The 22,548-nt window shown below is 70.6% G+C and carries 22 protein-coding genes; 4 read left to right on the plus strand and 18 right to left on the minus strand.

The genetic code is table 11. The annotated features are described in order from the left end of the window. Position 1: 1 nt before the first annotated feature. On the minus strand, positions 2-898 hold the full coding sequence (locus B7K23_RS10810; RefSeq protein ID WP_084126591.1) for a LysR family transcriptional regulator: 897 nt from the start codon (positions 896-898) through the stop codon (positions 2-4). Positions 899-970: 72 nt separating this feature from the next. On the opposite strand from B7K23_RS10810, the gene B7K23_RS10815 reads away from it, so the two are divergent. Beyond that, on the plus strand, positions 971-1,915 hold the full coding sequence (locus B7K23_RS10815; RefSeq protein WP_084126592.1) for an EamA family transporter: 945 nt from the start codon (positions 971-973) through the stop codon (positions 1,913-1,915). Here B7K23_RS10815 and aspS read toward each other — a convergent pair. Together aspS and hisS are read right to left on the minus strand one after the other, a co-directional pair. Then, on the minus strand, positions 1,912-3,687 hold the full coding sequence (aspS, locus tag B7K23_RS10820; RefSeq protein WP_084126593.1) for an aspartate--tRNA ligase: 1,776 nt from the start codon (positions 3,685-3,687) through the stop codon (positions 1,912-1,914). The two genes, B7K23_RS10815 and aspS, sit on opposite strands and share 4 nt — an antisense overlap. A 133-nt stretch (positions 3,688-3,820) precedes the next feature. Next, on the minus strand, positions 3,821-5,173 hold the full coding sequence (gene hisS / locus B7K23_RS10825) for a histidine--tRNA ligase (RefSeq protein ID WP_084126594.1): 1,353 nt from the start codon (positions 5,171-5,173) through the stop codon (positions 3,821-3,823). A 62-nt stretch (positions 5,174-5,235) separates the two neighbouring features. Between hisS and B7K23_RS10830 the strand changes: the two genes are divergently transcribed. The 3 genes from B7K23_RS10830 (at position 5,236) to B7K23_RS10840 (ending at position 8,316) form a co-directional block, all read left to right on the plus strand. Next, positions 5,236-6,054, plus strand: coding sequence for a peptidylprolyl isomerase (locus tag B7K23_RS10830; RefSeq protein ID WP_234996502.1), 819 nt, complete (start codon positions 5,236-5,238; stop codon positions 6,052-6,054). After that, positions 6,051-7,622, plus strand: coding sequence for a DUF349 domain-containing protein (locus tag B7K23_RS10835; protein WP_084126595.1), 1,572 nt, complete (start codon positions 6,051-6,053; stop codon positions 7,620-7,622). Before B7K23_RS10830 ends, B7K23_RS10835 begins: the two co-directional genes overlap by 4 nt. 109 nt (positions 7,623-7,731) lie before the next feature. Next, the gene (locus B7K23_RS10840) at positions 7,732-8,316 is read left to right on the plus strand and encodes a hypothetical protein (protein WP_084126596.1); all 585 of its coding nucleotides are present in this window, start codon (positions 7,732-7,734) and stop codon (positions 8,314-8,316) included. A 4-nt stretch (positions 8,317-8,320) separates the two neighbouring features. Here B7K23_RS10840 and B7K23_RS10845 read toward each other — a convergent pair whose 3' ends face one another. The 15 genes from B7K23_RS10845 to B7K23_RS10915 form a co-directional block, all read right to left on the minus strand. Next, positions 8,321-10,573: a bifunctional (p)ppGpp synthetase/guanosine-3',5'-bis(diphosphate) 3'-pyrophosphohydrolase gene (locus B7K23_RS10845; RefSeq protein WP_234996503.1), complete on the minus strand. Its 2,253-nt coding sequence runs from the start codon at positions 10,571-10,573 to the stop codon at positions 8,321-8,323. Positions 10,574-10,603: 30 nt separating this feature from the next. After that, positions 10,604-11,686: a protein translocase subunit SecF gene (gene secF / locus B7K23_RS10850; protein ID WP_084126598.1), complete on the minus strand. Its 1,083-nt coding sequence runs from the start codon at positions 11,684-11,686 to the stop codon at positions 10,604-10,606. After that, complete coding sequence (gene secD, locus B7K23_RS10855) at positions 11,686-13,536, minus strand: protein translocase subunit SecD (protein ID WP_143338243.1); 1,851 nt, start codon at positions 13,534-13,536, stop codon at positions 11,686-11,688. The genes secF and secD overlap by 1 nt, the downstream gene beginning before the upstream one ends. A gap of 80 nt (positions 13,537-13,616) precedes the next feature. After that, positions 13,617-14,672 carry a Holliday junction branch migration DNA helicase RuvB gene (gene ruvB / locus B7K23_RS10860; protein ID WP_084126599.1) on the minus strand — a complete coding sequence of 352 codons (1,056 nt, stop codon included), beginning with the start codon at positions 14,670-14,672 and terminating at the stop codon, positions 13,617-13,619. Then, positions 14,665-15,255, minus strand: coding sequence for a Holliday junction branch migration protein RuvA (ruvA, locus tag B7K23_RS10865; protein WP_084126600.1), 591 nt, complete (start codon positions 15,253-15,255; stop codon positions 14,665-14,667). The genes ruvB and ruvA overlap by 8 nt, the downstream gene beginning before the upstream one ends. A 53-nt stretch (positions 15,256-15,308) precedes the next feature. Beyond that, positions 15,309-15,863 (minus strand): crossover junction endodeoxyribonuclease RuvC, encoded by a 555-nt coding sequence (gene ruvC, locus B7K23_RS10870; RefSeq protein WP_084126601.1) that lies wholly within the window; start codon positions 15,861-15,863, stop codon positions 15,309-15,311. A 3-nt stretch (positions 15,864-15,866) separates the two neighbouring features. Further along, complete coding sequence (locus B7K23_RS10875) at positions 15,867-16,622, minus strand: YebC/PmpR family DNA-binding transcriptional regulator (RefSeq protein ID WP_084126602.1); 756 nt, start codon at positions 16,620-16,622, stop codon at positions 15,867-15,869. A gap of 91 nt (positions 16,623-16,713) precedes the next feature. Next, positions 16,714-17,193: a tetratricopeptide repeat protein gene (locus B7K23_RS10880; RefSeq protein ID WP_084126603.1), complete on the minus strand. Its 480-nt coding sequence runs from the start codon at positions 17,191-17,193 to the stop codon at positions 16,714-16,716. Then, a complete protein-coding gene (pdxT, locus tag B7K23_RS10885; RefSeq protein ID WP_084126604.1) occupies positions 17,190-17,792 on the minus strand; it encodes a pyridoxal 5'-phosphate synthase glutaminase subunit PdxT in 603 nt (200 codons plus the stop codon). Before pdxT ends, B7K23_RS10880 begins: the two co-directional genes overlap by 4 nt. After that, positions 17,789-18,295 carry an NUDIX hydrolase gene (locus B7K23_RS10890; RefSeq protein WP_084126605.1) on the minus strand — a complete coding sequence of 169 codons (507 nt, stop codon included), beginning with the start codon at positions 18,293-18,295 and terminating at the stop codon, positions 17,789-17,791. Before B7K23_RS10890 ends, pdxT begins: the two co-directional genes overlap by 4 nt. A gap of 2 nt (positions 18,296-18,297) precedes the next feature. Next, positions 18,298-19,200, minus strand: a complete 903-nt coding sequence (gene pdxS, locus B7K23_RS10895; protein WP_084126606.1) for a pyridoxal 5'-phosphate synthase lyase subunit PdxS — start codon at positions 19,198-19,200, stop codon at positions 18,298-18,300. After that, positions 19,197-20,351, minus strand: a complete 1,155-nt coding sequence (locus B7K23_RS10900; protein WP_084126607.1) for a glycosyltransferase family 4 protein — start codon at positions 20,349-20,351, stop codon at positions 19,197-19,199. The genes pdxS and B7K23_RS10900 overlap by 4 nt, the downstream gene beginning before the upstream one ends. Before the next feature lies 1 nt (position 20,352). Continuing rightward, on the minus strand, positions 20,353-21,246 hold the full coding sequence (locus tag B7K23_RS10905) for a phosphatidylinositol mannoside acyltransferase (RefSeq protein ID WP_084126608.1): 894 nt from the start codon (positions 21,244-21,246) through the stop codon (positions 20,353-20,355). Next, entirely contained in the window at positions 21,243-21,977 is a 735-nt protein-coding gene (gene pgsA / locus B7K23_RS10910; protein WP_084126609.1) for a phosphatidylinositol phosphate synthase, read from the minus strand. The genes B7K23_RS10905 and pgsA overlap by 4 nt, the downstream gene beginning before the upstream one ends. 36 nt (positions 21,978-22,013) lie before the next feature. Next, entirely contained in the window at positions 22,014-22,538 is a 525-nt protein-coding gene (locus tag B7K23_RS10915) for an HIT domain-containing protein (RefSeq protein ID WP_084126958.1), read from the minus strand. Positions 22,539-22,548: the final 10 nt, after the last annotated feature.

A 22,548-nucleotide genomic window follows, 5' to 3' on the forward strand; every position in this document is an offset into this window, starting at 1 on the left:
GTCACCCGCTGACCCGCCGGCCCTCCGCCTCGAGCATCTCGAGTACCGCGGTGACGGCGCGACGCTGCACCCGGTCGTGCCGCGCGAGAGCGACGATGCTGCGCACGGCGTGCACGCCCTCGAGCGGGAGCAGCCGGTAGGCGTCGCTCGGCGGAGTCGAGAACCTCGGAAGCATCGCGATCCCCAGGCCTTCCGAGACGAGCGACTCCACGAGCCGATTGTCACGGATCCGGACGATGCGGCGGGCGCGCTCGCCGGTCGCCGCCTCGATCGCCTGGAGCACGGTGTCGAACGGGTATCCCGCAGGCACCGCAATCCAGGTCTCGCCCACCACGTCGGCGGGCGAGAGCGTGGTCCGTCCCGCGAGCGGGTGCCCCGCGGGCACGGCGATGTCGATCGGCTCGCGAGCGACGACCTGCGTGAACAGGTGCTCGGCGCCCGCGGGAACGTCGGAAATGAGGCTGTGCCCGATGACCAGGTCCACGTCGGCCGTGCGAGTGGCGTAGTCCGCCTCGGCGAGGTCGAAGTCCTGCAGGTCGATCTCGAGCAGCGAGCCGGCAATCCTCGCAAGCACTCCCGGCAGCAGCGCGGCGCCCGCGCTCGGCAGCGTGCCGATGCGTACGACCCCCGACGGCTCCCCCTTGCCTGCATCGAGTCGTGCCTGCAGCGCAGCAATCGCGCCGAGGACGTCGTCCGCGCCGTCCGCGAGCATCTGGCCCGCCCAGGTGAGGCGCAGCCCGCGCGACGCGGGCTCCGTGAGCGCCACACCTAGTTCGCGTTCCGCGGTCCGCAACTGCTGGGACAGCGCCGACGGTGTGCGGAAGGTCGCCTCCGCGACCGCGCCCAGGGTGCCGCGGTCGCGCAGCTCCCTCAGCAGCTCGAGGTGACGCACTTCCATGTAGTCAGCCTACACAGATGCTTCACCAATGCTCGCTGGTGCTTCACACGCCGGTAGACTCACACTGGCGGCATGAGCACGCGCCACATCCTCCTCGCCGTCACGACCGCAGTGCTGTGGGGCGTGAACTTCCTCGCGATCCACGCGTCGCTCGAGCACTTCCCGCCGCTGTTCCTGGTCGCGCTGCGCTTCGCGCTCATCGCGATCCCGACGATGCTCTTCATCCCACGCCCGAACGTCCCCTGGCGCTGGCTGCTCGCCTATGGGCTGGGCTTCGGCACCCTGCAGTTCCTTTTCCTCTACCTGGGGATGGCGGCGGGCTTCCCGACGGGGCTCGCGTCGCTCGTGCTCCAGGCCTCCGCGCCGTTCACCGTCGTCCTCGGCGCGCTGCTGCTGCGGGAGCGGATCGGTATCCGGGCGGGCGCCGGGGTCGCCGTGGCCGCGCTCGGGCTCGCCGTAGTCGGACTGTCGTACGGCGCGGACGCCCCTCTGTGGCCGTTCCTGCTGGTCCTGCTCGGCGCGTTGGGATGGGCGTTCGGCAACCTCGCAAGCCGGCAGGCTCGCGCCGACAGGCCGCTGCACCTCGTGCTGTGGATGAGCGTCGTGCCGCCACTGCCGATGCTCGCGATCTCGCTCGTCGTCGAGGGGCCGACTACCATTGCGGACTCGCTCGCGACGTCGTTCACGGCCGCGGCGGTCCCGGCCTGGCTCGGCCTCGCCTACACCGTCCTGCTCGGCACCCTCGCCGGCTCGGGCATCTGGGTGTGGCTCATGGCGCGGCACCCGGCCGGCGTGGTCGCGCCGTTCTCGATGCTCGTGCCCGTGGTCGGGATCGCGACCGCCTGGCTCGCGCTGGGCGAGCGCACGGGCCTCGGCGAGCTCGTCGGCGGCGTGCTGGTCATCGGCGGCGTGCTGTGGGCGTCGCGCGCGGGACGCGCCGCGAAGCCTCGCGTGGACGACGAAGGGCGGGCCCCCTCTCGGGAGCCCGCCCTTGTCACGGTCAGGGAGGCGGCTTAGGCCTCGGCCTTCTCGGAGTCCTTGTCCTCGTGCACGAAGTCCACGCCGGCCTCCTTGCGCTGCTCCGGGGTGATCGGAGCCGGCGCGTCGGTCAGCGGGTCGTAGCCGCCGCCCGACTTCGGGAACGCGATGACGTCGCGGATCGAGTCGGCCTTGGCGAGCAGCGCCGTGACGCGGTCCCAGCCGAGCGCGATGCCGCCGTGCGGCGGGGCGCCGAACTTGAACGCGTCGAGTAGGAAGCCGAACTTCTCCTGGGCCTCCTCCTCGCCGATGCCCATGACGCTGAAGACGCGCTGCTGAACGTCCTGGCGGTGGATACGGATCGACCCGCCGCCGATCTCGTTGCCGTTGCACACGATGTCGTACGCGTAGGCGAGCGCCGGGCCCGGGTCGGTGTCGAACGTGTCCATGAACTCGGGCTTGGGGCTCGTGAACGCGTGGTGCACGGCCGTCCACGCCGAGTAGCCGAGCGCCACGTCGTCGTCGTCCACGTCGACCGGCTTGAACAGCGGCGCGTCGACGACCCAGCAGAACTCGAAGCGGTCCTCGTCGATCAGGCCGACGCGCGACGCGATCTCGTTGCGGGCCGCACCCAGCAGCGCGCGCGACGCCTCGGTCTTGCCCGCGGCGAAGAACACGCAGTCGCCCGGGTTCGCGCCGACCTTCTCGGCCAGCCCCGCGAGCTCGGTCTCGGACAGGTTCTTGGCCACGGGACCGGTGAGCGAGCCGTCCTCCTGGACGAGCACGTAGGCGAGGCCCTTGGCGCCGCGCTGCTTGGCCCACTCCTGCCACGCGTCGAGCACCTTTCGCGGCTGCGAGGCGCCGCCGGGCATGACGACCGCGCCGACGTACTCCGCCTGGAAGACCCGGAACGGCGTCTCCTTGAAGTACTCGGTCAGCTCGGTGAGCTCGAGGCCGAAGCGCAGGTCGGGCTTGTCGGAGCCGAAGCGCGCCATCGCGTCCGCGTAGGTGATCCGCGGGATCGGGGTCGACACCTCGTAGCCGATGAGCGCCCAGATCTCCTTGACGAGCTCCTCGCCGAGCGAGATCACGTCGTCCTGGTCCACGAAGCTCATCTCGACGTCGAGCTGGGTGAACTCGGGCTGGCGGTCCGCGCGGAAGTCCTCATCGCGGTAGCAGCGGGCGATCTGGTAGTACTTCTCCATCCCGGCCACCATGAGCAGCTGCTTGAAGAGCTGCGGGGACTGCGGAAGGGCGTACCAGGAACCGGGCGACAGGCGCGCGGGGACGACGAAGTCGCGGGCACCCTCCGGGGTCGAGCGCGTGAGCGTCGGCGTCTCGATCTCCAGGAAGTCGTGACGGTCGAGCACGCGGCGCGCGGCCTGGTTGACCTTGGAACGCAGGACGATGTTGGCGCGCTGCTGGGGACGACGCAGGTCCAGGTAGCGGTGCTTGAGGCGCGCCTCCTCGCCGACGTTGACGTGCTCGTCGATCGGGAACGGCGTGGGCGCGGACTCGTTGAGGATCACGACGTCGGAGACGACGACCTCGATCTCACCGGAAGGCATGTTCGGGTTGGCCGAGCCCTCGGGGCGCTCGCGCACCTCGCCGGTCACCTGCACCACGTACTCGGTGCGCAGCGCGTGCGCGACCTCCTCGCGGATCACGACCTGCGCGAAGCCCGACGCGTCACGCAGATCGATGAACGCCACGCCGCCGTGATCGCGGCGGCGGCCCACCCAGCCGGCGAGGGTGACGGTCGTGCCGGCGTCGGCGGCACGGAGGTTTCCTGCGAGATGCGTGCGGAGCAAGGTCTGCCTTTCGTTCGCGCCGTCCTCGGCGCAGAAGTGTGGAAGCGGGTATCAGTCTAACGGTGAGGGACGATGCGGGGACGGCCGTGGTCCCGGGTCACCCGGGAGCCTCGCGGCCGGGTTCGCGACGCGGTCAGGATGCGTCGGTCCGGACGATGCCGGGGTGCAGGTCCGCGGCCGGGGGCACCCACGCGTCGGCGTCGGCGTCCACCTGGTCTCCCGAACGGATGTCCTTGACCTGCCCGTCCCCGTCAGGGGCAGGGAACCACACGAACGGGATGCCGCGGCGATCGGCGTGCTGGATCTGCTTGCCGAACTTCGCGGCCTTGGGCGCGACCTCGCACGGGATGCCTCGCGCGCGGAGGCGGTCGGCGATGCGATCCGACGCGGCGCGCGAGTCCTCGTCGGTGACGGCGACGAGGACCGCGGACGGGACGCCGCGCGTGGCCTCCACGAGCCCGGCGGACAGCAGCAGCGCGACGAGGCGGCTCACGCCGATCGACATGCCCACCCCGGGGAACCCCCCGCCCGCGACGAGCGAGTCGTAGCGGCCGCCCGAGCAGATCGAGCCGAAGCCCTCGTGCCCGTCCATGAACGTCTCGTACACCGACCCCGTGTAGTAGTCGAGGCCGCGCGCGATCCTGAGATCGGCGACCGCGGTGCCGGGGACGGCGGCGTTGACCGAGGAGACGAGCGTCGCGAGGGACGCGATGCCGCGCCCGAGCTGCGCCTCGGCCTCGGACGGGTCCGCGACCTTCGTCGTCGTCTCCCACAGGTCCTCGACGGCCTCCGCGAAGGACGCGTCGGGCGCCGAGATCTTCGCGAGCTCGAGCGCGGCGTCGGCCGCTGTCTCGGCCACGCCCTGCTCCGCGAGCTCGGCGCGCACGCCGTCGGGCCCGATCTTGTCGAGCTTGTCGACGCTGCGCAGCGCGCCCGCGACGTCCTCGATGCCGACGCCCTTGTAGAAGCCCTCGACCAGCGCGCGGTTGTTGACGCGCATCGTCACCGACGGGATGGGCAGCTCGCCGAGCGCGCGCGCCATGACGATCGCGACCTCGGCCTCGAGGTGCTCGGGCAGCGTCTCGCGCGCGACGATGTCGATGTCCGCCTGATAGAACTCGCGGAAGCGGCCCTCCTGCGGACGCTCGCCGCGCCACACCTTCTGGATCTGCCACCGTCGGAACGGGAACTGGAGGGCCCCCTGGTTCTCCTCGACGTAGCGCGCGAAAGGCACCGTGAGGTCGAAGTGCAGGCCGACCTTCGCCTCCGAGTCGCCCTCGGCGTTCAGGCGCTGGAGGACGTAGATCTCCTTGGAGGCCTCCGAGTCGCCCGCGAGGCGGTCGATCGGCTCGACCGCACGTGTCTCGATCTCACCGAAGCCATGAAGCGCGAACACCGAGCGCAGCGTCGAGAGAACATGGGCCTCCACGACGCGTTCACGAGGGGTCCATTCGGGGAATCCAGAGAGGGGTCGCACTCGAGCCATGGGGCCCATTCTTCCATTCCGGCGGGGCCTAGACTGACGGGGCCCAACCAGGAGGAGCACACGTGAGCAGCAGGCATAGGGCGGCAGCCAAGGAGCGCAGGGCCCGCGACGAGCAGGCACGCGCGAAGGCCGAGGCCGACGCCCGCTCGCGGCGCCGTTGGCAGATCGTGATGTACGCCGCCTCGGCCGCGTTGATCGGCCTCGTCGGCTATGCCGCGATCTTCACCCTCACCCACTCGAGCGGCGCGGACAGCTCCGCCGCCGCATCGTCCTCGGCGACCGCGACGGCCACCTCCGAGGAGATCGAGACCGCGACAGGCTGGGGCGCATCACCTTCTCCGCCGCCCTCCGGCATGGCCGAGGACACGACCTGGACCGCGACGATCAGCACCAACCTGGGCGACATCGTCGTGGAGCTCGACGGCGAGGACGCGCCGCAGGCCGTGTCGTCGTTCCTCGCGCTCGCGGAGGACGGCTTCTACGACTCGACCGAGTGCCACCGCCTCACGACCTCGGGCATCTACGTGCTCCAGTGCGGCGATCCGCTCGGCACCGGAGCCGGCGGGCCGTCGTATCGCTTCGGCCCGATCGAGAACGCCCCCGAGGATGGCATCTACACCACCGGCACGCTCGCGATGGCGCGCGTGGGGTCGAGCTCCTCGGACGCCGAGACCGCCGCATCGTCCATGGGAAGCCAGTTCTTCATCGTCTACGAGGACTCGGAGATCCCGGAGGATGAGGCCGGCGGCTACACGGTGTTCGGCCGAGTGGTGTCAGGCCTGGGTATTGTTGAGTCTGTTGCCGAAGCCGGCACGATCACCGGGGACACCGATGGTCGACCGGCACTGTCCGTCATCGTGAACGAGGTATCCGTTTCATGACTTCCGCCGATCGCCCCGCCGACATCGACGCCACCCCCACCCCCGAGACCGAGCCCGAGCTCGTCGTCGAGGCCGACACGACCCCCGAGGAGGGTGCGGACGCCGCGCCCGCCGAGGCTCTCGCCGACGCTGCTCCCGCAGCCGACGAGGCTGAGGCCCCCGCCGAGGCCGAGAAGCCCGCCCCCAAGGCGGCCGCGAAGCCGAAGCCGAAGCCGGCGCCCAAGCCCCGCGCTCCCAAGCCCGGCTCGTTCGCGCCCGCGACGCCCGCCGTGGTCGCCGCGCACACCACGCACCCCGTGAAGGTGCCCGTGGTCGACGAGGTGACGGCGGAGATGCTCGAGGCCGCCGAGGCCTTCGGGTCGGTGGACGGCGAGGCCGTGCTCGTGGCCATCGAGTCCGACAAGGTCGAGGTCGGCCCCGCCAAGGGCGAGGACCCGCTCAAGCCGTACGCCGTCGCGTACTACGAGCTCAAGGCATCGATCGAGCGCTTCCACGCGCGGCTGAGCTCCGCCGAGCTCTCCGTGAAGGACATCGATGAGGCGCTCGCCTCGACCGGCGAGGGCCTCGCGACCCCCGTCGTCGTCGGCGATATCCCCGCGCTGCGCACGCGCTGGGTCGAGGTCGAGAAGGAGGCCACCGAGGCCCGCGACCGGATCCAGGCCGAGCGTCGCGCGGCTCGTGAGGCGGCCCTCGCCGCGCGCGAGGAGATCGTGGTCCAGGCCGAGGCCCTCGCGGACAAGCCGCAGGACCAGGTCCACTGGAAGAACGACACCGAGACGCTCCGCTCCCTGCTCGACGGCTGGAAGGAGGCGCAGCGCAACGGCGCCCGCGTCCCCAAGGAGGCCGAGCGCGCACTGTGGCGCCGCTTCACGCACGCGCGCTCGTCGTTCGAGAAGGCTCGCAAGCACCACTTCGCCGAGCTCGACCGCGAGAACGCGACCGTCGCGGAGCGCAAGGAGGCGCTCGTCGCCCGCGCCGAGGCGCTTCAGTCGTCGACCGACTGGGACTCCACGGCCCGCGCCTTCCGCGACCTGATGAACGATTGGCGCAACGCAGGCCGCGGCCGCCGCAGCGTCGACGATGCGCTCTGGCGTCGCTTCCAGACGGCCCAGGACGGCTTCTTCGAGGCGCGTCGCGCGGCGTCGGACGCCGAGGACGAGGCGCTGTCGGGCAACGTCGAGGAGAAGGAGGCCATCGTCGTCGAGGCGGAGGCCCTGATGCCGATCACCGACCTGCGCACCGCGAAGAGGGCCCTGCGCTCGATCCAGGACCGCTACGAGGCCGCCGGGCGCGTCCCGCGCGGCGACGCGGCTCGCCTCGCCAAGCGCATCGGCGTGGTCGAGAAGGCCGTGCGCGACGCCGAGGACGCCGAGTGGCACTCGAGCAACCCCGAGCTCGAGGCGCGCGTCTCGGGCGCGACCGCGCAGCTCCACGCCGCGATCGCGGACCTGGAGAAGGATCTCGAGAAGGCCACCGCCGCGGGCGACAAGCGCAAGATCAAGCAGGCCGAGGAGGCCCTCGCGGCCCGCAAGGCCTGGCTCAAGCAGATCGAGTCCGTCCAGGGCTAGGCCTCACCGCCTCGAAGCCGGCGTCCACCCCAGGGTGGCGCCGGCTTCGTTGTCCCCAGGCCCGTCTCGATCCGCCGCGAGCCGCGCGCTTCGCTGTCATCCTCGAGGGATGATCCTCGTGGACGTCTCGGACATCGGTCCCGTCGGCCTCGCGCGCGCGGCGCGAGAGGGATGCCTCGTGCCCCTCACGGGAGCGGCGGGCTGCCCCGTCGATGTGCCGGTCTCTCCCACGCTGAGAGCGCTCGCCCTCGCGCCCGAGGTGCCGCGAGGCGCGATCGTCACCGGGCTCTCGGGGATCTGGGTGAGGCACGGAGGGGAGCTTCCCGCCACCGTCGACGTGTTGCGCCGCCGAGGCTCCCGGGGGCTCCGTCCCGCGCAGGACCGGGCGCGCCGCGTACGCATCCATGCGCAGGGGACCGCTGCGCTGCCGACCTCGAGCATCGGCCCCCTCACGGTCGCGTCGACCGCGCGTTGCCTGGTCGACGCGTTGCGCTGGGCTCCCCTGACATCGGCCATCCCCACGGTGTGGCGCGAGCTGCGCGCGGGAACGGTGCGTGAGCATGAGGTGACCGCCGAGCTCCTCGCGGTCGCGCCTGACAGGGCGCGGATGCGCGCCGCGTCCGCGTGGAGAGCCGTGCTCGAGGCATGGGGCGACGCCGACCGCTCGGATCGAGGCGGCCACGCTGCCGCGTGAGCCGTCAGCGCCGGCGGGCCCCCGTGATGCGGCGCGCGTCGTAGACGCCCTCGATGCGACGGATCGCGCCGAGGACCGCGCCGAGGTGCGACGGGTCCGCCATCTCGAACGTGAACGTGTTGAGCGCCACGCGATCCCTCGACGTCGAGACATTGGCGCCGAGGATGTTGACGTGGTGGTCCGAGAGCACCTGCACCACGTCGGACAGCAGCCGGTTGCGGTCGAGCGCCTCCACCTCGATCTGCACCATGTAGGTGGCCTCGTGCTGGCCGGTCCATTGCACATCGATCAGGCGCTCGGGCTGCTGAGTCTTGAGGTTCGCGAGGTTGTCGCAATCGGCGCGGTGGACGCTCACGCCCTGACCTCGCGTGATGAAGCCCTGGATCGCGTCGCCCGGCACGGGAGTGCAGCACTTCGCGAGCTTGACCACCACGTCCGCGAGACCGTGCACGGAGACGCCGGGATCTCCCCTGCGGGTCTTCTGACCGGTCCCGGGCCGCGTGATCTCGGTGAGGTCCTCGTCGGCCCCCTCCTGGCCGCCGACGGCCTCGACCATGCGCGCGACCACGTCGGAGGGCTGCTCCTTGTGCTCGCCGATCGCGGCGTAGAGCGCGTCGACGTCGTCGTAGTGCATCTCCTTGGCGAGCGCGAGGAGCGTCGAGCGCGACATGAGGCGCTGCATCGGCAGATGCTGGCGACGGATCGCCCGCGCGAGCATGTCGCGTCCCGTCTCGACGGACTCCTCGCGGCGCTCGCGGGTGAACCACTGCCGGATCTTGTTGCGCGCACGCGTCGACTGCACGAAGTCGAGCCAGTCACGGCGAGGATGCGCGTTCTCATCGGTCGTGGTGAGCACCTCGACCGTGTCGCCGTTCTCGAGCGTCGAGTCGAGCGGGACGAGCCTCCCGTTGACCTTCGCGCCGATGGTCTTGTGGCCGACCTCGGTGTGCACGGCGTAGGCGAAGTCGACGGGGGTCGCGCCCTGTGGAAGCGACAGCAGCCGGCCGCGCGGCGTGAACACGTAGACCTCGGCGCGCGCGATCTCCCCGCGCAGCGAGTCGAGGAACTCGCTCGGGTCGGCCGTCTCCTGCTGCCAGTCGGCGATCTGCCGCAGCCAGCCCATGTCTCCCGGGGTCCCGGTCGACTCCTGGCCCGTGCGACCGTTCTCCTTGTAGCGCCAGTGCGCGGCGAGGCCGTACTCCGCGCGACGGTGCATGTCGTGCGTGCGGATCTGCAGCTCGACCGGCTTGCCCGAGGGGCCGATCACCGTGGTGTGCAGCGACTGGTACAGGTTGAACTTCGGGGTCGCGATGTAGTCCTTGAAGCGTCCCGGCACGGGCTGATAGCGCGCGTGCATCGCGCCGAGCACCGCGTAGCAGTCGCGCACGGTCTCGACGAGGATGCGCACGCCCACAAGGTCATAGATGTCGTTGAGGTCGCGGCCCCTGACGATCATCTTCTGGTACACCGAGTAGTAGTGCTTCGGGCGGCCGGTGATGGTCGCCTTGATGCGCATCTCGCGCAGGTCGGTCGCGATCTCCTCGCGCACCTGCGCGAGGTACTTCTCGCGCTCGGGCGCCCGCTCGGCGACGACCTCGACGATCTCCTGGTAGATCTTCGGGTAGAGCGCGCGGAAGGACAGGTCCTCGAGCTCCCACTTGATCGCGTTGAGGCCCATGCGGTGCGCGAGCGGCGCGTAGATCTCGAGCGTCTCCTGCGCCTTCTTGCGCGCGGACTCGGGGCTCACGAACTCCCACGTGCGGGCGTTGTGCAGGCGATCGCAGAGCTTCAGCAGGAGGACCCGGATGTCCTTCGCCATCGCGACGACCATCTTGCGGACCGTCTCGGCCTGCGCGGCGTCGCCGTACTTGACCTTGTCGAGCTTCGTGACGCCGTCCACGATCATCGCGATCTCGGCGCCGAACTCGTCCTCCATGCGCTCGAGCGAGAAGTCCGTGTCCTCGACGACGTCGTGCAGGAGCGCCGCGGCGATCACCGAGGCGGGCAGCCCGAGGTCGGCGACGATCTGCGCGACCGCGATGGGGTGCGTGATGTACGGCTCGCCGCTCTTGCGCTTCTGGCCCCGGTGCGCCTTCTCGGCGACCCGGTAGGCGCGCTCGATCAGCTCGACGCGCTCGCGCGGGTAGTGCGAGCGGAAGGTCTCGACGAGCCCGTCGATCGCGGTGGGCTCGCGCTGACCGCGACGCAGGAATCCCAGGGGCCCGACGGACGCGGTGGAGGAACGTGTCTCAGTCACTCGATCCTCCTTCCGCGGCAGGGCCCCAGTCTACTTGCGGTGCTTTCGCTTGGGCTGCGCCGACGTGCCGAGGTGCTCCCCCGGCTGCAGCGCGCCCACGCGAACCTCGCCGTCGTCACCCACGACGACCTGCGCCTCGCCCGACTCGCGCAGCGCGAGCACCTTCTCGGTGTGCTTCGCGATCTTCTCCTCGCGGGTGCGCAGCTGCACCTCGAGGGGTGTGGCCACGAACAGCGACGAGTACGTGCCGACCGCCATACCGATGAACAGCGCGAGCGAGATGTCCTTGAGGGTTCCCGCGCCGAGCACGAACGAGCCGATGAAGAGGATCGATGCGACGGGCAGCAGCGCCACGACGGAGGTGTTGATCGAGCGCACGAGCGTCTGGTTGAGCGCGAGGTTCGCGAGCTCGCCGTACGTGAAGCGGTTCTGCGTGAGCACGTCCTTGGTGTTCTCTCGGACCTTGTCGAAGACCACGACGGTGTCATAGAGCGAGTAGCCGAGGATCGTCAGGAAGCCGATCACGGACGCGGGGGTGATCTCGAATCCGATCAGGGCGTAGATGCCGACCGTGAACACGAGATCGTGCAGCAGCGCGATGATTCCGGACGCCGCCATGCGCCATGCGCGGAAGTACAGCGTCATCACGATCGAGACGAGCACGAGGAAGACCACGAGGCCCTGGAGGGCCTTCTTGCCGACCTCGGCTCCCCACGTGGGGCCGATCTGCGTGGAGGCGACGTCGGCCTCATCCACGTCGTAGGCCTCGGCGAGCGCGGCCGTGATCTCGCGCGCGGTCTCGATCTCGACCTCGCCCATCGACAGCTTGATGCGGTCGGCGCCGAGGGTCGTCGCGAGCGGCTCGGAGTCGGGGGCGTACTCGTCGCCGACCTCCTGCGCGATCGACACGTCCTCCGAGTCCGTCGTCACGAGGAACTGGCTGCCGCCGGTGAAGTCGATGCCGAGCTGGACGCCGAAGATGAGCAGCGAGCCGATCGACAGCGCCATGAGGGCGCCGGAGATCACGAACCAGCGCTTGCGCTGACGGACGATCGGGTAGATCTTCTCACCCGAGTGCAGGGCGTTGCCCCACTGTGCGAGGTTGCCGGCCATCAGTTCTCTCCGCCCTTCGCTGCCTCGGCGGCAGCGTCCGCGTCGGCTCCGTTCGCGGCCTCGGCCTTGCGCTCCGCGAGCGTCTTGGTCTCGGTCGAGCGAGTGCGACCGCGGCCCTTGTAGAACGAGTCCCTGCCCAGCTGGCGCGGGTCCAGTCCCGACCAGGCGTGGCCCCCACCGAAGAACTTGGTGCGCGACAGCAGCACGAGCACCGGATGGGTGAACAGGAAGACGATGATGATGTCGATCACGGTCGTGAGACCGAGCGTGAACGCGAAGCCGCTGACCGAGCCGACCGCGAGCAGGTACAGGACCACTGCCGCGAGAAGGTTGATCGCGTCGGACGCGAGGATCGTGCGCTTCGCGCGCTTCCAGCCGCGCTCGATCGCCGCGGGGAGGGACTTGCCCTCGCGCAGCTCGTCCTTGACGCGCTCGAAGTACACGATGAACGAGTCGGCGGTCACACCGATCGCGACGATGAGGCCTGCGACACCCGCGAGCGACAGGCGGTAGCCGATCATCCAGTAGAGGAGGTCGACCGCCATGAACGTCATGACGCCGGCGAGGAACAGCGAGCCCACGGTCACGAGACCGAGCGCGCGGTACTGGAACACCGAGTAGATGACGACGAGGATCAGGCCGATGAGACCCGCGATGAGGCCGGCCTCGAGCTGGTCCTGACCGAGCGTCGCGGGGATGTTGTCGTTGGACTGGAGCTCGAGCGTGAGCGGCAGCGCACCGAACTGGAGCTGCGCGGCGAGCTGCTGCGCCTCGGCCTGGGTGAAGTCACCCGTGATCGACGCGGTGCCGCCGGAGATGCGGACCTGCACGGCGGGCGCCGAGATCACGACGCCGTCGAGCATGATCGCGAACTGGTCCTGCGGCTCCTCGAGCTGGATGAGGCGCTGCGTGATGTCGTCGAAGATGTCGGTGCCCTCGTCGGTGAAGTTGAGGACGACCTCGTACTCGCCGGTGAGCGCGCCGGTCGAGTTGTAGGACGGGCCGGAGGTGGCGCTCGCGACGTCGGAACCGGTGAGCTCGACGGGACCCATCAGGTAGACGTAGTAGCCGTCCTCGGAGCACGCCACGTGGCCGGCGTCGGGGTCGCCGAGGTCTGCGCCACCGAGGTTGGCCTCGTCGGAGCAGTCGAGCGCATCGGCCTCGGCCTGCAGCTCGTCGGTGAGCCACGCGAGGTCGGAGGCGGTGCCCGCCGCGGCGTCGGTCGAGCTGGTCTCAGTGCTCGTGCTCGCACTCGCCGAGGCGGACGGCGACGCGGAGGCGCTCGCCGTGGGGTCGGCCGCTGTGGCGGAGGCCGCGGGAGTGGCCTCGTCGCTGGCCTCACCCACGACGACGTTGCTCGCGGCCGAGGCCGAGCCGGAAGGCGTAGGGTCGGAGGTCGCCGAGGCGGAGGCGCTCGCGGAGGCCGAGGCGCTCGCCGAGGCGGAGGCGGTGATCCACGACGAGTACTGGTAGTTGAGGACCGGGCGGAACTGCAGCTGCGCGCTCTGGCGGACCAGGTCGATGGTCTCGTCAGAGGGGTTGCCCGGCAGGGAGACGACGATGACGTTCGATCCCTGCGTCGTGATCTCCGCTTCGGACGTGCCCGAGGCGTCGACGCGCTTGCGGATGATCTCGACCGCCTGCTCGAGGTCCTCCTGAGTGACCTCGGAGCCGTCGGTGGTGGTCGCCTGCAGCGTGAGCTGGCGTCCTCCGGCAAGGTCGAGGGCAAGCCCTGGGGCAAGGGTCGTGGCACCGGTCAGCACGCCCGCCGCGAGGGCTCCATAGCCCACGACGAGGATGATGCCCAGCCACATGAGCGCGCGACGCGCGGCCTTCGCTGCAGTTGACACTGATTTCCTCACGATTGTTCTGCCCGTACGGGCCCAGGGAAGTCTAGCCCTGAGAACGCTCAGAGTCGAAAACCGACGCGTCAGTCGAAGAGCCGCGAGCCGCCGGTGCCCTCGATGGGGCGGTCGGGCGCGTGCAGCCCCAGGTGATCCCACGCGAGCGACGTCGCGACCCGGCCGCGCGGGCTCCGGCTCATGAGACCCTCGCGCACCAGGAACGGCTCGGCGACCGTCTCCACGGTCTCGGGCTCCTCGCCGACGGCGACCGCGAGCGTGGTGAGCCCCACGGGGCCGCCGCCGAAGCGCGTGCACAGCGCGCCCAGCACCGCGCGGTCGAGCCTGTCGAGGCCCCGCTCGTCGACCTCGTACACCTCGAGTGCCGCGCGGGCGGCCGAGAGCGTCGCACGACCGTCGCCGTGCACCTGCGCCCAGTCGCGCACGCGGCGCAGCAAGCGGTTCGCGATGCGAGGCGTCCCGCGCGAGCGTGAGGCGATCTCCCCCGCCGCGTCGTGGGAGATCGACAGCTCGAGCATGCCAGCGGAGCGCACGAGGATCGCCTTGAGCTCGTCGGGCTCGTAGAAGTCCAGGTGACCTGTGAAGCCGAAGCGGTCGCGCAGCGGCGCGGGCAGCAGGCCCGCGCGCGTCGTCGCGCCGACAGCAGTGAACGGCGGGAGCGTGAGCGGGATCGAGGTCGCGCCGGGTCCCTTGCCGACGACGACGTCCACCCGGAAGTCCTCCATCGCGAGGTAGAGCATCTCCTCGGCGGGCCGCGCGAGCCTGTGGATCTCGTCGATGAAGAGCACGTCGCCCTCGTCGAGCGAGCTGAGGATCGCCGCGAGGTCGCCCGCATGCGCGATCGCGGGGCCGGAGGTGACGCGCAGCGTCGAGCCCATCTCCTGCGCGATGATCATCGCGAGCGTGGTCTTGCCGAGCCCGGGCGGGCCCGAGAGCAGCACGTGATCCGAGGTGCCTCCGCGTCCGACCGCGGCGCGCAGCACAAGCGACAGCTGCTCACGCACCGTGCGCTGGCCGACGAACTCGTCGAGATTGCGCGGACGCAGCGCGGCCTCGGAGGATCTCTCGATCGCGTCCGCCTCGGCGCTCACCACGCGCTCCAGGTCGTCGAGCTCGTCAGCCACGCGATCCTCCCAACGACTTGAGCGCCGCCCTCAGGGTATCCGGCACGTCCGACTCGGCGACGGATCCCTCCGCGACGGCCTCCACGGCCTTCTCGGCCGCCTTGAGCTGGTACCCGAGTCCCACGAGGGCCTCGACGACCTGCACGCTCGCATCCACGGACGATGCGGGGGCGCCGTCCTCGGGCAGGACCAGGCGACCGCCGAGCTCGAGCAGCAGGCGCGCGGCGACCTTGGGGCCGATCCCAGGCACCTTCGTGAGCGCCTTCTGGTCCCCCGCCTGCACCGCCGCGACGAGCGAGTCAGGCGAATGCACCGCGAGCATGGCCAGCGCCATCTTGGGCCCGACGCCTTGGACGTTCTGCAGGGCCTCGAACGTGTCGCGCTCCGAGGCGACCGAGAAGCCGAACAGCGTCATGGAGTCCTCGCGCACCACGAGGTGCGTGTGGAGCGTCGTGTGCTGCCCGGTCCTGAGCTCCGCCAGCGCGGATGGCGTCGACAGCACACGGTACCCCACGCCTGCGACGTCGATCACGACCGTCGACGCACCGACGTGCGCCACGGTTCCCGTGAGCTGCGCGATCACGCGGCCTCCCTCTTCGAACGTATGTACGAACGAGGCTACGGGATGACTCGGTGCTATCCGCGTCGACGCGCCGCCCGCTCGGCCTCCGCCCAGCGCCGCTGCGCGTCCGTGGTGGCCCGCGACGCGGCGGGAGCAGCGCCGCCTCGCCACGCGTGCGCGATCGCGATCGCGAGGGCGTCGGCGGCGTCCGCGGGCTTGGGCATCTCCTCGAGCCCGAGCAGCCGCGTGACCATGGTGCCGACCTGCTGCTTGCCCGCGCGACCGTCGCCGGTGACCGCGGCCTTGACCTCGGACGGCGTGTACATCGCGACGGGAAGTCCGCGACGCTCCGCGGCGACCATCACCAGGCCGGAGACCTGTGCGACTCCCATGACCGTGGACACGTTGTGCTGCGCGAAGACCCGCTCGAGGGCCACGGCCTCGGGACGATGCGTATCCAGCATGGTCTCGACCGCGTCGGCGATCTGGTGGAGCCGACGTGGCACCGCATCGTCCGGGTGAGACCTCGCGACGGCGACGTCAACGAGCGCGATGCGCCGCGCCGCCTGCGCGTCCACGACGCCGAGCCCGCAGCGGGTGAGGCCAGGGTCGACGCCGAGGACCCGCATGGGCTACTCGGCCGCTGCCGCCTCGAGCACCTCGTCCGAGGCGTCCATGTTGGCGTAGACGTTCTGGACGTCGTCGCAGTCCTCGAGGGCATCGATGAGGCGCAGCATCTTCTTGGCGCCGTCGACGTCGAGCTCGACCCTCATCGAGGGCGTCCACACGGCCTCGGCCGAGTCGTAGTCGATACCGGCGTCCTGGAGCGCGGTGCGCACGGCGACGACGTCGGTCGCCTCCGACGTGATCTCGAAGACCTCGCCGCCGTCCTCGATCTCCTCGGCGCCCGCCTCGAGCGTCGCCTCCATGAGCGCGTCCTCGGTCGTGCCCTCCATGGGGACGATGACCTGACCCTTGCGGGAGAAGAGGTAGGCGACCGAGCCCGGGTCGGCGAGCGTGCCGTTGTTGCGGGTCAGCGCGGTGCGGACCTCCATCGCGGCGCGGTTGCGGTTGTCGGTGAGGCACTCGATCAGCATCGCGACGCCGTTCGGCCCGTAGCCCTCGTACATGATGGTCTCGTACTGCGCGCCACCGGCCTCGTCGCCGGAGCCGCGCTTCACTGCGCGGTCGATGTTGTCGTTCGGGACCGAGGACTTCTTGGCCTTCTGGATCGCGTCGAACAGCGTCGGGTTGCCGGCCGGGTCACCGCCGCCGGTGCGCGCCGCGACCTCGATGTTCTTGATCAGCTTGGCGAACAGCTTGCCGCGCTTGGCGTCGATGACCGCCTTCTTGTGCTTGGTGGTGGCCCATTTGGAGTGACCGGACACGTGTGCTCCTCGTCGCGCAGGTTCTAGAACTGCCGACCATTCTACGCAGGAGCCAGGCCCCCGAAGGTGCAGGCGCCGCAGGGGGCCGCGGTCAGCGCCCCCGAAGCCCCTCGGCGTAGCGCGTGATCGCGCCCTGATACAGCGGAAGGCTCGGCGCGAGCGCGGTGAGGGCCGTCGAGAGCGCCTCGTGACACCGCCCCGCGTCCTGGAGGGCGAGCGCGAGGAAGGCCTGCGCCGCGGGACGGAGCTCCTCGCGCACCTGCTCCTCCTGAAGCAGCCCGACCGCCTCGGTCGGCAGGCCCACGTTGCGCAGCGAGCTTGCGAGCTGGATCACCGCCTCGTCGCGACGCATTCCGTCGAGACCGGCCTCGAGCGCGCGGCGGTACAGAGGGACGGCACCCTCCTCGTCGCCGACGAAGTCGTGCGCGGAGGCGAGCTCGTACAGCCCCGCGGGTCCGTCCGCCGCGCCGACGCACATCTTCTCAGCGGCCTCGAGGACCACGGCCGGGTCGCTCCGGTCGGCGGCCGCCCAGAACTCGGCGACCCTGCGCTCCCAGGCCAGGTCGGTCATCGTCCCTGCACGATGTCGACCAGCAGCGCGTGCACGCGGTCGTCGGGCGTCGTGCCTGGCGCGACGACTTCGGGGTGGAAGCTCGTCGCGATCGCGTTGCCGTGGCGCACCGCCACGGTGCGGTCGCCATGCGCCTCGTCCACCGCGAGCACCTCGACGTCGTCGGAGAACGACTCGACCCACGGCGCGCGGATGAACGTCGCGTGCATGGTCGAGCCGTCGGGCCGCCACGTGAGCTCGACCTCGGACGAGTCGACCTGACGGCCGAACGCGTTTCGGCGCACGGTCATGGGGATCGCACCGAGCGTCTGCTGGCCCTCGATCCCGCCGATGATGTCGGACGCGAGCATGATCATGCCCGCGCACGTGCCCAGCACCGGTAGTCCGTCGGCGAGACTCGCCTTGAGCGGCTCGTAGAGGTCGAAGATGCGCAGGAGCTTGTCGATCGTCGTCGACTCGCCGCCGGGGATGACGAGCCCGTCGACCGCCTCGAGCTCCGCGAGCCTGCGGACGCCCACGGCCTCCACGCCGACGCGCTCGAGCGCATGCAGGTGCTCACGCACGTCGCCCTGCAGCGCCAGGACCCCGATCGTCGTCACTCGTCCACCTCTCCCAGGTTCACCGTCTCACCGTTCCATGCGAGGAACTCGTCCCATGACTCCCGCAGTCGCACGGGGAACACCTCGATCTCCGCCTCGCGCAGCTCGTGCTCGGCGAGCCACGCGATCTCGTCGATCGTGTCCCTCTCGGCCTCGGTCCAGCGCTGCTCGACGTGCGAGTCGATCGAGTCCACCTCAAGGAGGTAGATCAATTCATGCTGCACGTACGGCCTGCTCATGAAGTCGAAGAACGCGGTGCGCTCCCACACCGGCCCGACGAGCTCATGCTCGCCGCACACGATGCCCGTCTCCTCCGCGAGCTCACGCACCGCGGCGGCGAGCGGGGTCTCCCCCGGCTCGATGCCGCCGCCCGGCGTGAACCACCACGACCGCGATGGCTGATGCGGATCGTGCGCCCGGAGCACGAGCATCCGGCGGTCCCGCGAGACCACCAGCACCCGGGCCCCCTCGCGCGTCACGCGCGCGGCGGGCTCGGGCGCCATGCTCACCAGCCGCGCTCGGCCAGGCGGTGCGGCTCGGGCTCTTCCTCGACGTTGATGCCGACCATGGCCTCGCCGAGTCCGCGCGAGACGTCCGCGATGACCTTGGGGTCGTCGTAGAACGTCGTCGCCTTGACGATCGCCTTGGCGCGCGCCGCGGGGTCGCCGGACTTGAAGATGCCGGAGCCGACGAACACGCCCTCGGCGCCGAGCTGCATCATCATCGCGGCATCCGCCGGGGTGGCGATGCCGCCCGCGGTGAACAGGACCACGGGAAGCTTGCCGGTCTTCGCGATCTCCTGTACGAGCGGCAGCGGGGCCTGGAGCTCCTTCGCCGCGACGTACAGCTCGTCCTCGGGCATCGCCGTGAGGGCCTTGATCTCCGCGCGGATCTTGCGCATGTGCGTGGTGGCGTTCGAGACGTCGCCCGTGCCGGCCTCGCCCTTCGAGCGGATCATCGCCGCGCCCTCGGAGATGCGGCGCAGCGCCTCGCCCAGGTTCGTCGCTCCGCACACGAACGGCACGGTGTAGTTCCACTTGTCGATGTGGTGCGTGTAGTCAGCGGGCGTCAGCACCTCGGACTCGTCGATGTAGTCGACGCCGAGGCTCTCGAGCACCTGCGCCTCGACGAAGTGGCCGATGCGGGCCTTCGCCATGACGGGGATCGAGACCGTGTCGATGATGCCCTGGATCATGTCCGGGTCGCTCATGCGGGACACGCCACCCTGCGCGCGGATGTCGGCGGGGACGCGCTCGAGGGCCATGACCGCCACCGCGCCGGCGTCCTCGGCGATCTTCGCCTGCTCGGGCGTCACGACGTCCATGATGACGCCGCCCTTGAGCATGTCGGCCATGCCGCGCTTGACGAGGTCGGTTCCGACCTGGGGGGCAGTGGTGGCTTCGCTCATGCTCTGTCTTCTTCCTTCGCCGGCTGGGGACTAAGTTCGGCGTCAAGTCTAATGGCGTCGAGGTAGGTCTCCTCGACCCTCGGCACGACCTGGAGCCAGTCGAAGGTGCCAGCGAGCGCCTGGCCCCTGCGCGCGAGCCTCCTGCGGGCGTTGCCGTCGCGGATGAGGGAGACCACCTCTCCCGCGAGGTAGGCCTGATCGCCGACCGGGAACAGCCGCACGGCGAGCTCGCCGTCGCCCGCGGTGCCGACGTCCTGGAACGCGGTCAGGTCGCTCGCGATGACCGCGGCGCCCGCCGCCATGGCCTCCACGAGGACGATGCCGAAGCTCTCTCCCCCGGTGTTCGGCGCGACGTAGACGTCGACCGAGGACATGAAGCGCTCCTTGTCCTTGGCGTCGAGCGGCCCGATCGCGGTCGCGCCCGCACGGCGGATGCGCTCCGCGATGCGCTCCGAGTACCTGCCCGCGACCAGGAACCGGGCTCCCGGCACCTCGCGACGCACATGCGCGATCGAGCCCAGGAACGTGTCGAGGCCCTTGCGCGGCTCGTCCATGCGGCCGAGGATGCCGATGGTCGGCTCGGTCGGCGTGCCCTTCCACTGCTCGCGCGGCACCGCCGAGACGTACGTGCTGGTGTCCACGCCGTTGGGGATGATGTGCGTGGCCTCCACGCCGAGATGCTGCTGCACCGTGCGCGCTGCGGACGGCGATACGGCGATGCGCGCGTCGAGTTCCTGATAGCCCGGCTTGATGAACGGCTTGCCGATCCGCATGAGCGCCGAGTCGTCATTGGACGTGTGGAACGTGGCGACCGTGGGTCCCAGCCGCGCCCACATCGCGATCACGGAGATCGACGGCGCACCGGGCTCGTGCAGGTGGACCACGTCGAACTCGCCCTCGCGCAGCCACTTGCGCACGCGCGACGCGGTGAGCAGCCCGAAGGACAGGCGCGCGGTCGAGCCGTTGTACGGCACGGGGATCGAGCGGCCCGTGCTCGTGACATACCCGGGGACGGGCGTGTTGGGCGCCGAGGGCGCCAGGACCGAGACGAAGTGCCCGCGCGCGAGGAGCGCCTGGGCCAGGTCCATCACATGGAGCTGGACGCCGCCAGGGCGATCGAGCGAGTACGGGCAGACGATGCCGATGCGCATGTCACGACTCCCCCGCCCAGCCGAAGCGCTGCAGCATGTGCCAGTCCTCCGGATGGGCGGCGACCGCCTCGGCGAGCGACGTGGCCCACTCCTGAGTCATGTGCTCCACGCGTCGCTCTCCCTCGAACCGGGCAGGATCGATCACCGGCCCGAACGAGAGCACCGTACCCCAGCGCGACCGCGCTGCCCGGCGGCGCGCGCCGTGAAGCCGCTCGTATCGCACGTGCACGGGGAGGATGGGGCGGCCGGTGGCGGCGGCGAGCGCCGCGGGCCCCGGCGCGACCTTGACGGTCCTCCCCCACATCGACACCTCGATGCCCGAGCCGGACAGGTCGCGATCGGCGACGAGGCACACGAGGGTGGTCTCCGAGCGCGCGATGCGGATGAGCGACCGGAAGGTCGTGCTCCCCTCGTGCCCCAGGATGGTCATGCCGTGCCTCGCGCGCAGCTCGACGAACTCCTCGAAGACCTCGCGCGGCTTGAGAACCTCGGCGACGGCCGTGACGCGCATCAGATTCCGGCACGCGTAGGCGCCCACCAGATCCCAGTTGCCGCAGTGCCCGAGCGCGGCGATCGCGGCGTCCTCGCCGCCGAAGATCGCGAGCACCTCGTCCGACGCCTCGCACCGCACGCGGGCGTCGACCGTGTCGCCGTCGAGGCGGCTCATCTCGAGCACCTCCGCGTAGTAGCGGGCGACAGAGGCCATGCCTCGGCGGGACATGCGCCGAAGCGTCCGTCCGTCCGCCCCTGTCACGCGCGCAAGGTTGTCCTCGAGCCGGCGCGCTGCGTTGGCGTGGGTGGCCCAGCCGACCATGGCGAGGGCCCAGGCGAGGAACCGGACGATGTTCACGGGGAGCCAGCGCGAGGCGCGCCAGGCGAGAAGGAAGGCGTTCATCGAGCGCCGGGGCTGGCGTCGCCTGGCGCCTCGTCCGCCCGCGCGACCTCCGTGTGAGGGCGACCCGGCGCATCGTCCGGGTGGTGCTGGTAGTCGAGGGAGTCGCGGTGGTGGTCATCCGCGTCGTCGAGGTCCTCGCGGTTCGCGAGCACCACGCGCCAGGTGCGCTGCCCCACGGTGATCGCCGCGGCGAGCGCCAGGAGCCAGAGGACGATCGTGAGCACCCACACCGGGGCTCCGAGCCCCACCGCGAGCGTCGCCCCGAGTCCGAGCACCAGCCGGTCCGAGCGTTCGGCGATACCGACGGCCGCCTCGACGTCAAGGCTCTCGGCCTTGGCACGCGCATACGGCACCAACGAACCGATCGCGAGGCACAGCAGGGCGCCGAGCCCGGTCCACGTGTCGTCGCGATAGGTCCACACGAGCGCGCCGAAGATCGCGGCGTCCGCGACGCGGTCCAGGGTCGAGTCCAGGAACGCGCCCAGGCGGGACGTCTTGCCGGACAGCCGCGCCATCGTGCCGTCGAGCATGTCGGTCATCACGAAGATGACGATCACGAGGACGCCCCACGCGAGCGACGTGCCGCCCCGAGGGAAGAAGAAGACCGCCCCGAAGACGACGCCGATGGTTCCGACGATCGTCACCGCGTTGGGATGGATCCCCGCGCGCAGGAGCGCCTTCGCGGGGGCCTGCCAGATCTTGGCCATGAGCGGCCGCAGGCTCGAGAGCATCGGTGCCTTTCAGGTAAGGGTCGGTCGTCGGGTCGGTCAGCGGCGCGCCGCCCAGGCCTCGCTCACGCGCTGCCAGGTGTCATCCAGCAGCTCGGGCACGGCCTTGGTGCGTCCGATGATGGGCAGGAAGTTCGCGTCGCCGGTCCACCGGGGGACGACGTGCTGATGCAGGTGCTCGGAGATGCCGGCGCCGCCGGGGACGCCCTGGTTCATCCCGACGTTGAAGCCCTGGGTGCCGCTGAGCGCCTGGAGCACCTCCATCGCCTCCGCGGTGAGCTCGGCGATCTCCGCGCGCTCCTCCGGGGTCGCCTCGGTGTACCAGCCGATGTGCCGGTACGGGCAGATCATGAGGTGGCCGGGGTTGTACGGAAAGAGGTTGAGGACCACGTAGCACGTCTCGCCGCGGTGCACGACGAGGTGCTCGCGGTCGTCGTCCGAGACCTTCTTGCACAGCGGGCAGTCGTTCTCGCCCTCGATGCGCGCGCGCCCCGAGGAGTGCGTGATGTAGGCCATGCGGTGCGGGGTCCACAGACGGTCGAAGCCGTCCGGCACCCCGCCCATCTTCTCCGAG

It is taken from the genome of Demequina sp. NBRC 110054 (genome assembly GCF_002090115.1).
Lineage (GTDB): Bacteria > Actinomycetota > Actinomycetes > Actinomycetales > Demequinaceae > Demequina.

What these genes read in the sequence shown, in the direction of transcription:
- B7K23_RS10810 (WP_084126591.1), bottom strand. Translation starts at nt 898, where the DNA reads ATGGAAGTGCGTCACCTCGAGCTGCTGAGGGAGCTGCGCGACCGCGGC.
- B7K23_RS10815 (WP_084126592.1), top strand. Translation starts at nt 971, where the DNA reads ATGAGCACGCGCCACATCCTCCTCGCCGTCACGACCGCAGTGCTGTGG.
- hisS (WP_084126594.1), bottom strand. Translation starts at nt 5,173, where the DNA reads ATGGCTCGAGTGCGACCCCTCTCTGGATTCCCCGAATGGACCCCTCGT.
- B7K23_RS10835 (WP_084126595.1), top strand. Translation starts at nt 6,051, where the DNA reads ATGACTTCCGCCGATCGCCCCGCCGACATCGACGCCACCCCCACCCCC.
- B7K23_RS10840 (WP_084126596.1), top strand. Translation starts at nt 7,732, where the DNA reads ATGATCCTCGTGGACGTCTCGGACATCGGTCCCGTCGGCCTCGCGCGC.
- secF (WP_084126598.1), bottom strand. Translation starts at nt 11,686, where the DNA reads ATGGCCGGCAACCTCGCACAGTGGGGCAACGCCCTGCACTCGGGTGAG.
- ruvC (WP_084126601.1), bottom strand. Translation starts at nt 15,863, where the DNA reads ATGCGGGTCCTCGGCGTCGACCCTGGCCTCACCCGCTGCGGGCTCGGC.
- B7K23_RS10880 (WP_084126603.1), bottom strand. Translation starts at nt 17,193, where the DNA reads ATGACCGACCTGGCCTGGGAGCGCAGGGTCGCCGAGTTCTGGGCGGCC.
- B7K23_RS10890 (WP_084126605.1), bottom strand. Translation starts at nt 18,295, where the DNA reads ATGGCGCCCGAGCCCGCCGCGCGCGTGACGCGCGAGGGGGCCCGGGTG.
- pdxS (WP_084126606.1), bottom strand. Translation starts at nt 19,200, where the DNA reads ATGAGCGAAGCCACCACTGCCCCCCAGGTCGGAACCGACCTCGTCAAG.
- B7K23_RS10900 (WP_084126607.1), bottom strand. Translation starts at nt 20,351, where the DNA reads ATGCGCATCGGCATCGTCTGCCCGTACTCGCTCGATCGCCCTGGCGGC.
- B7K23_RS10905 (WP_084126608.1), bottom strand. Translation starts at nt 21,246, where the DNA reads ATGAACGCCTTCCTTCTCGCCTGGCGCGCCTCGCGCTGGCTCCCCGTG.
- pgsA (WP_084126609.1), bottom strand. Translation starts at nt 21,977, where the DNA reads ATGCTCTCGAGCCTGCGGCCGCTCATGGCCAAGATCTGGCAGGCCCCC.
- B7K23_RS10915 (WP_084126958.1), bottom strand. Translation starts at nt 22,538, where the DNA reads ATGGGCGGGGTGCCGGACGGCTTCGACCGTCTGTGGACCCCGCACCGC.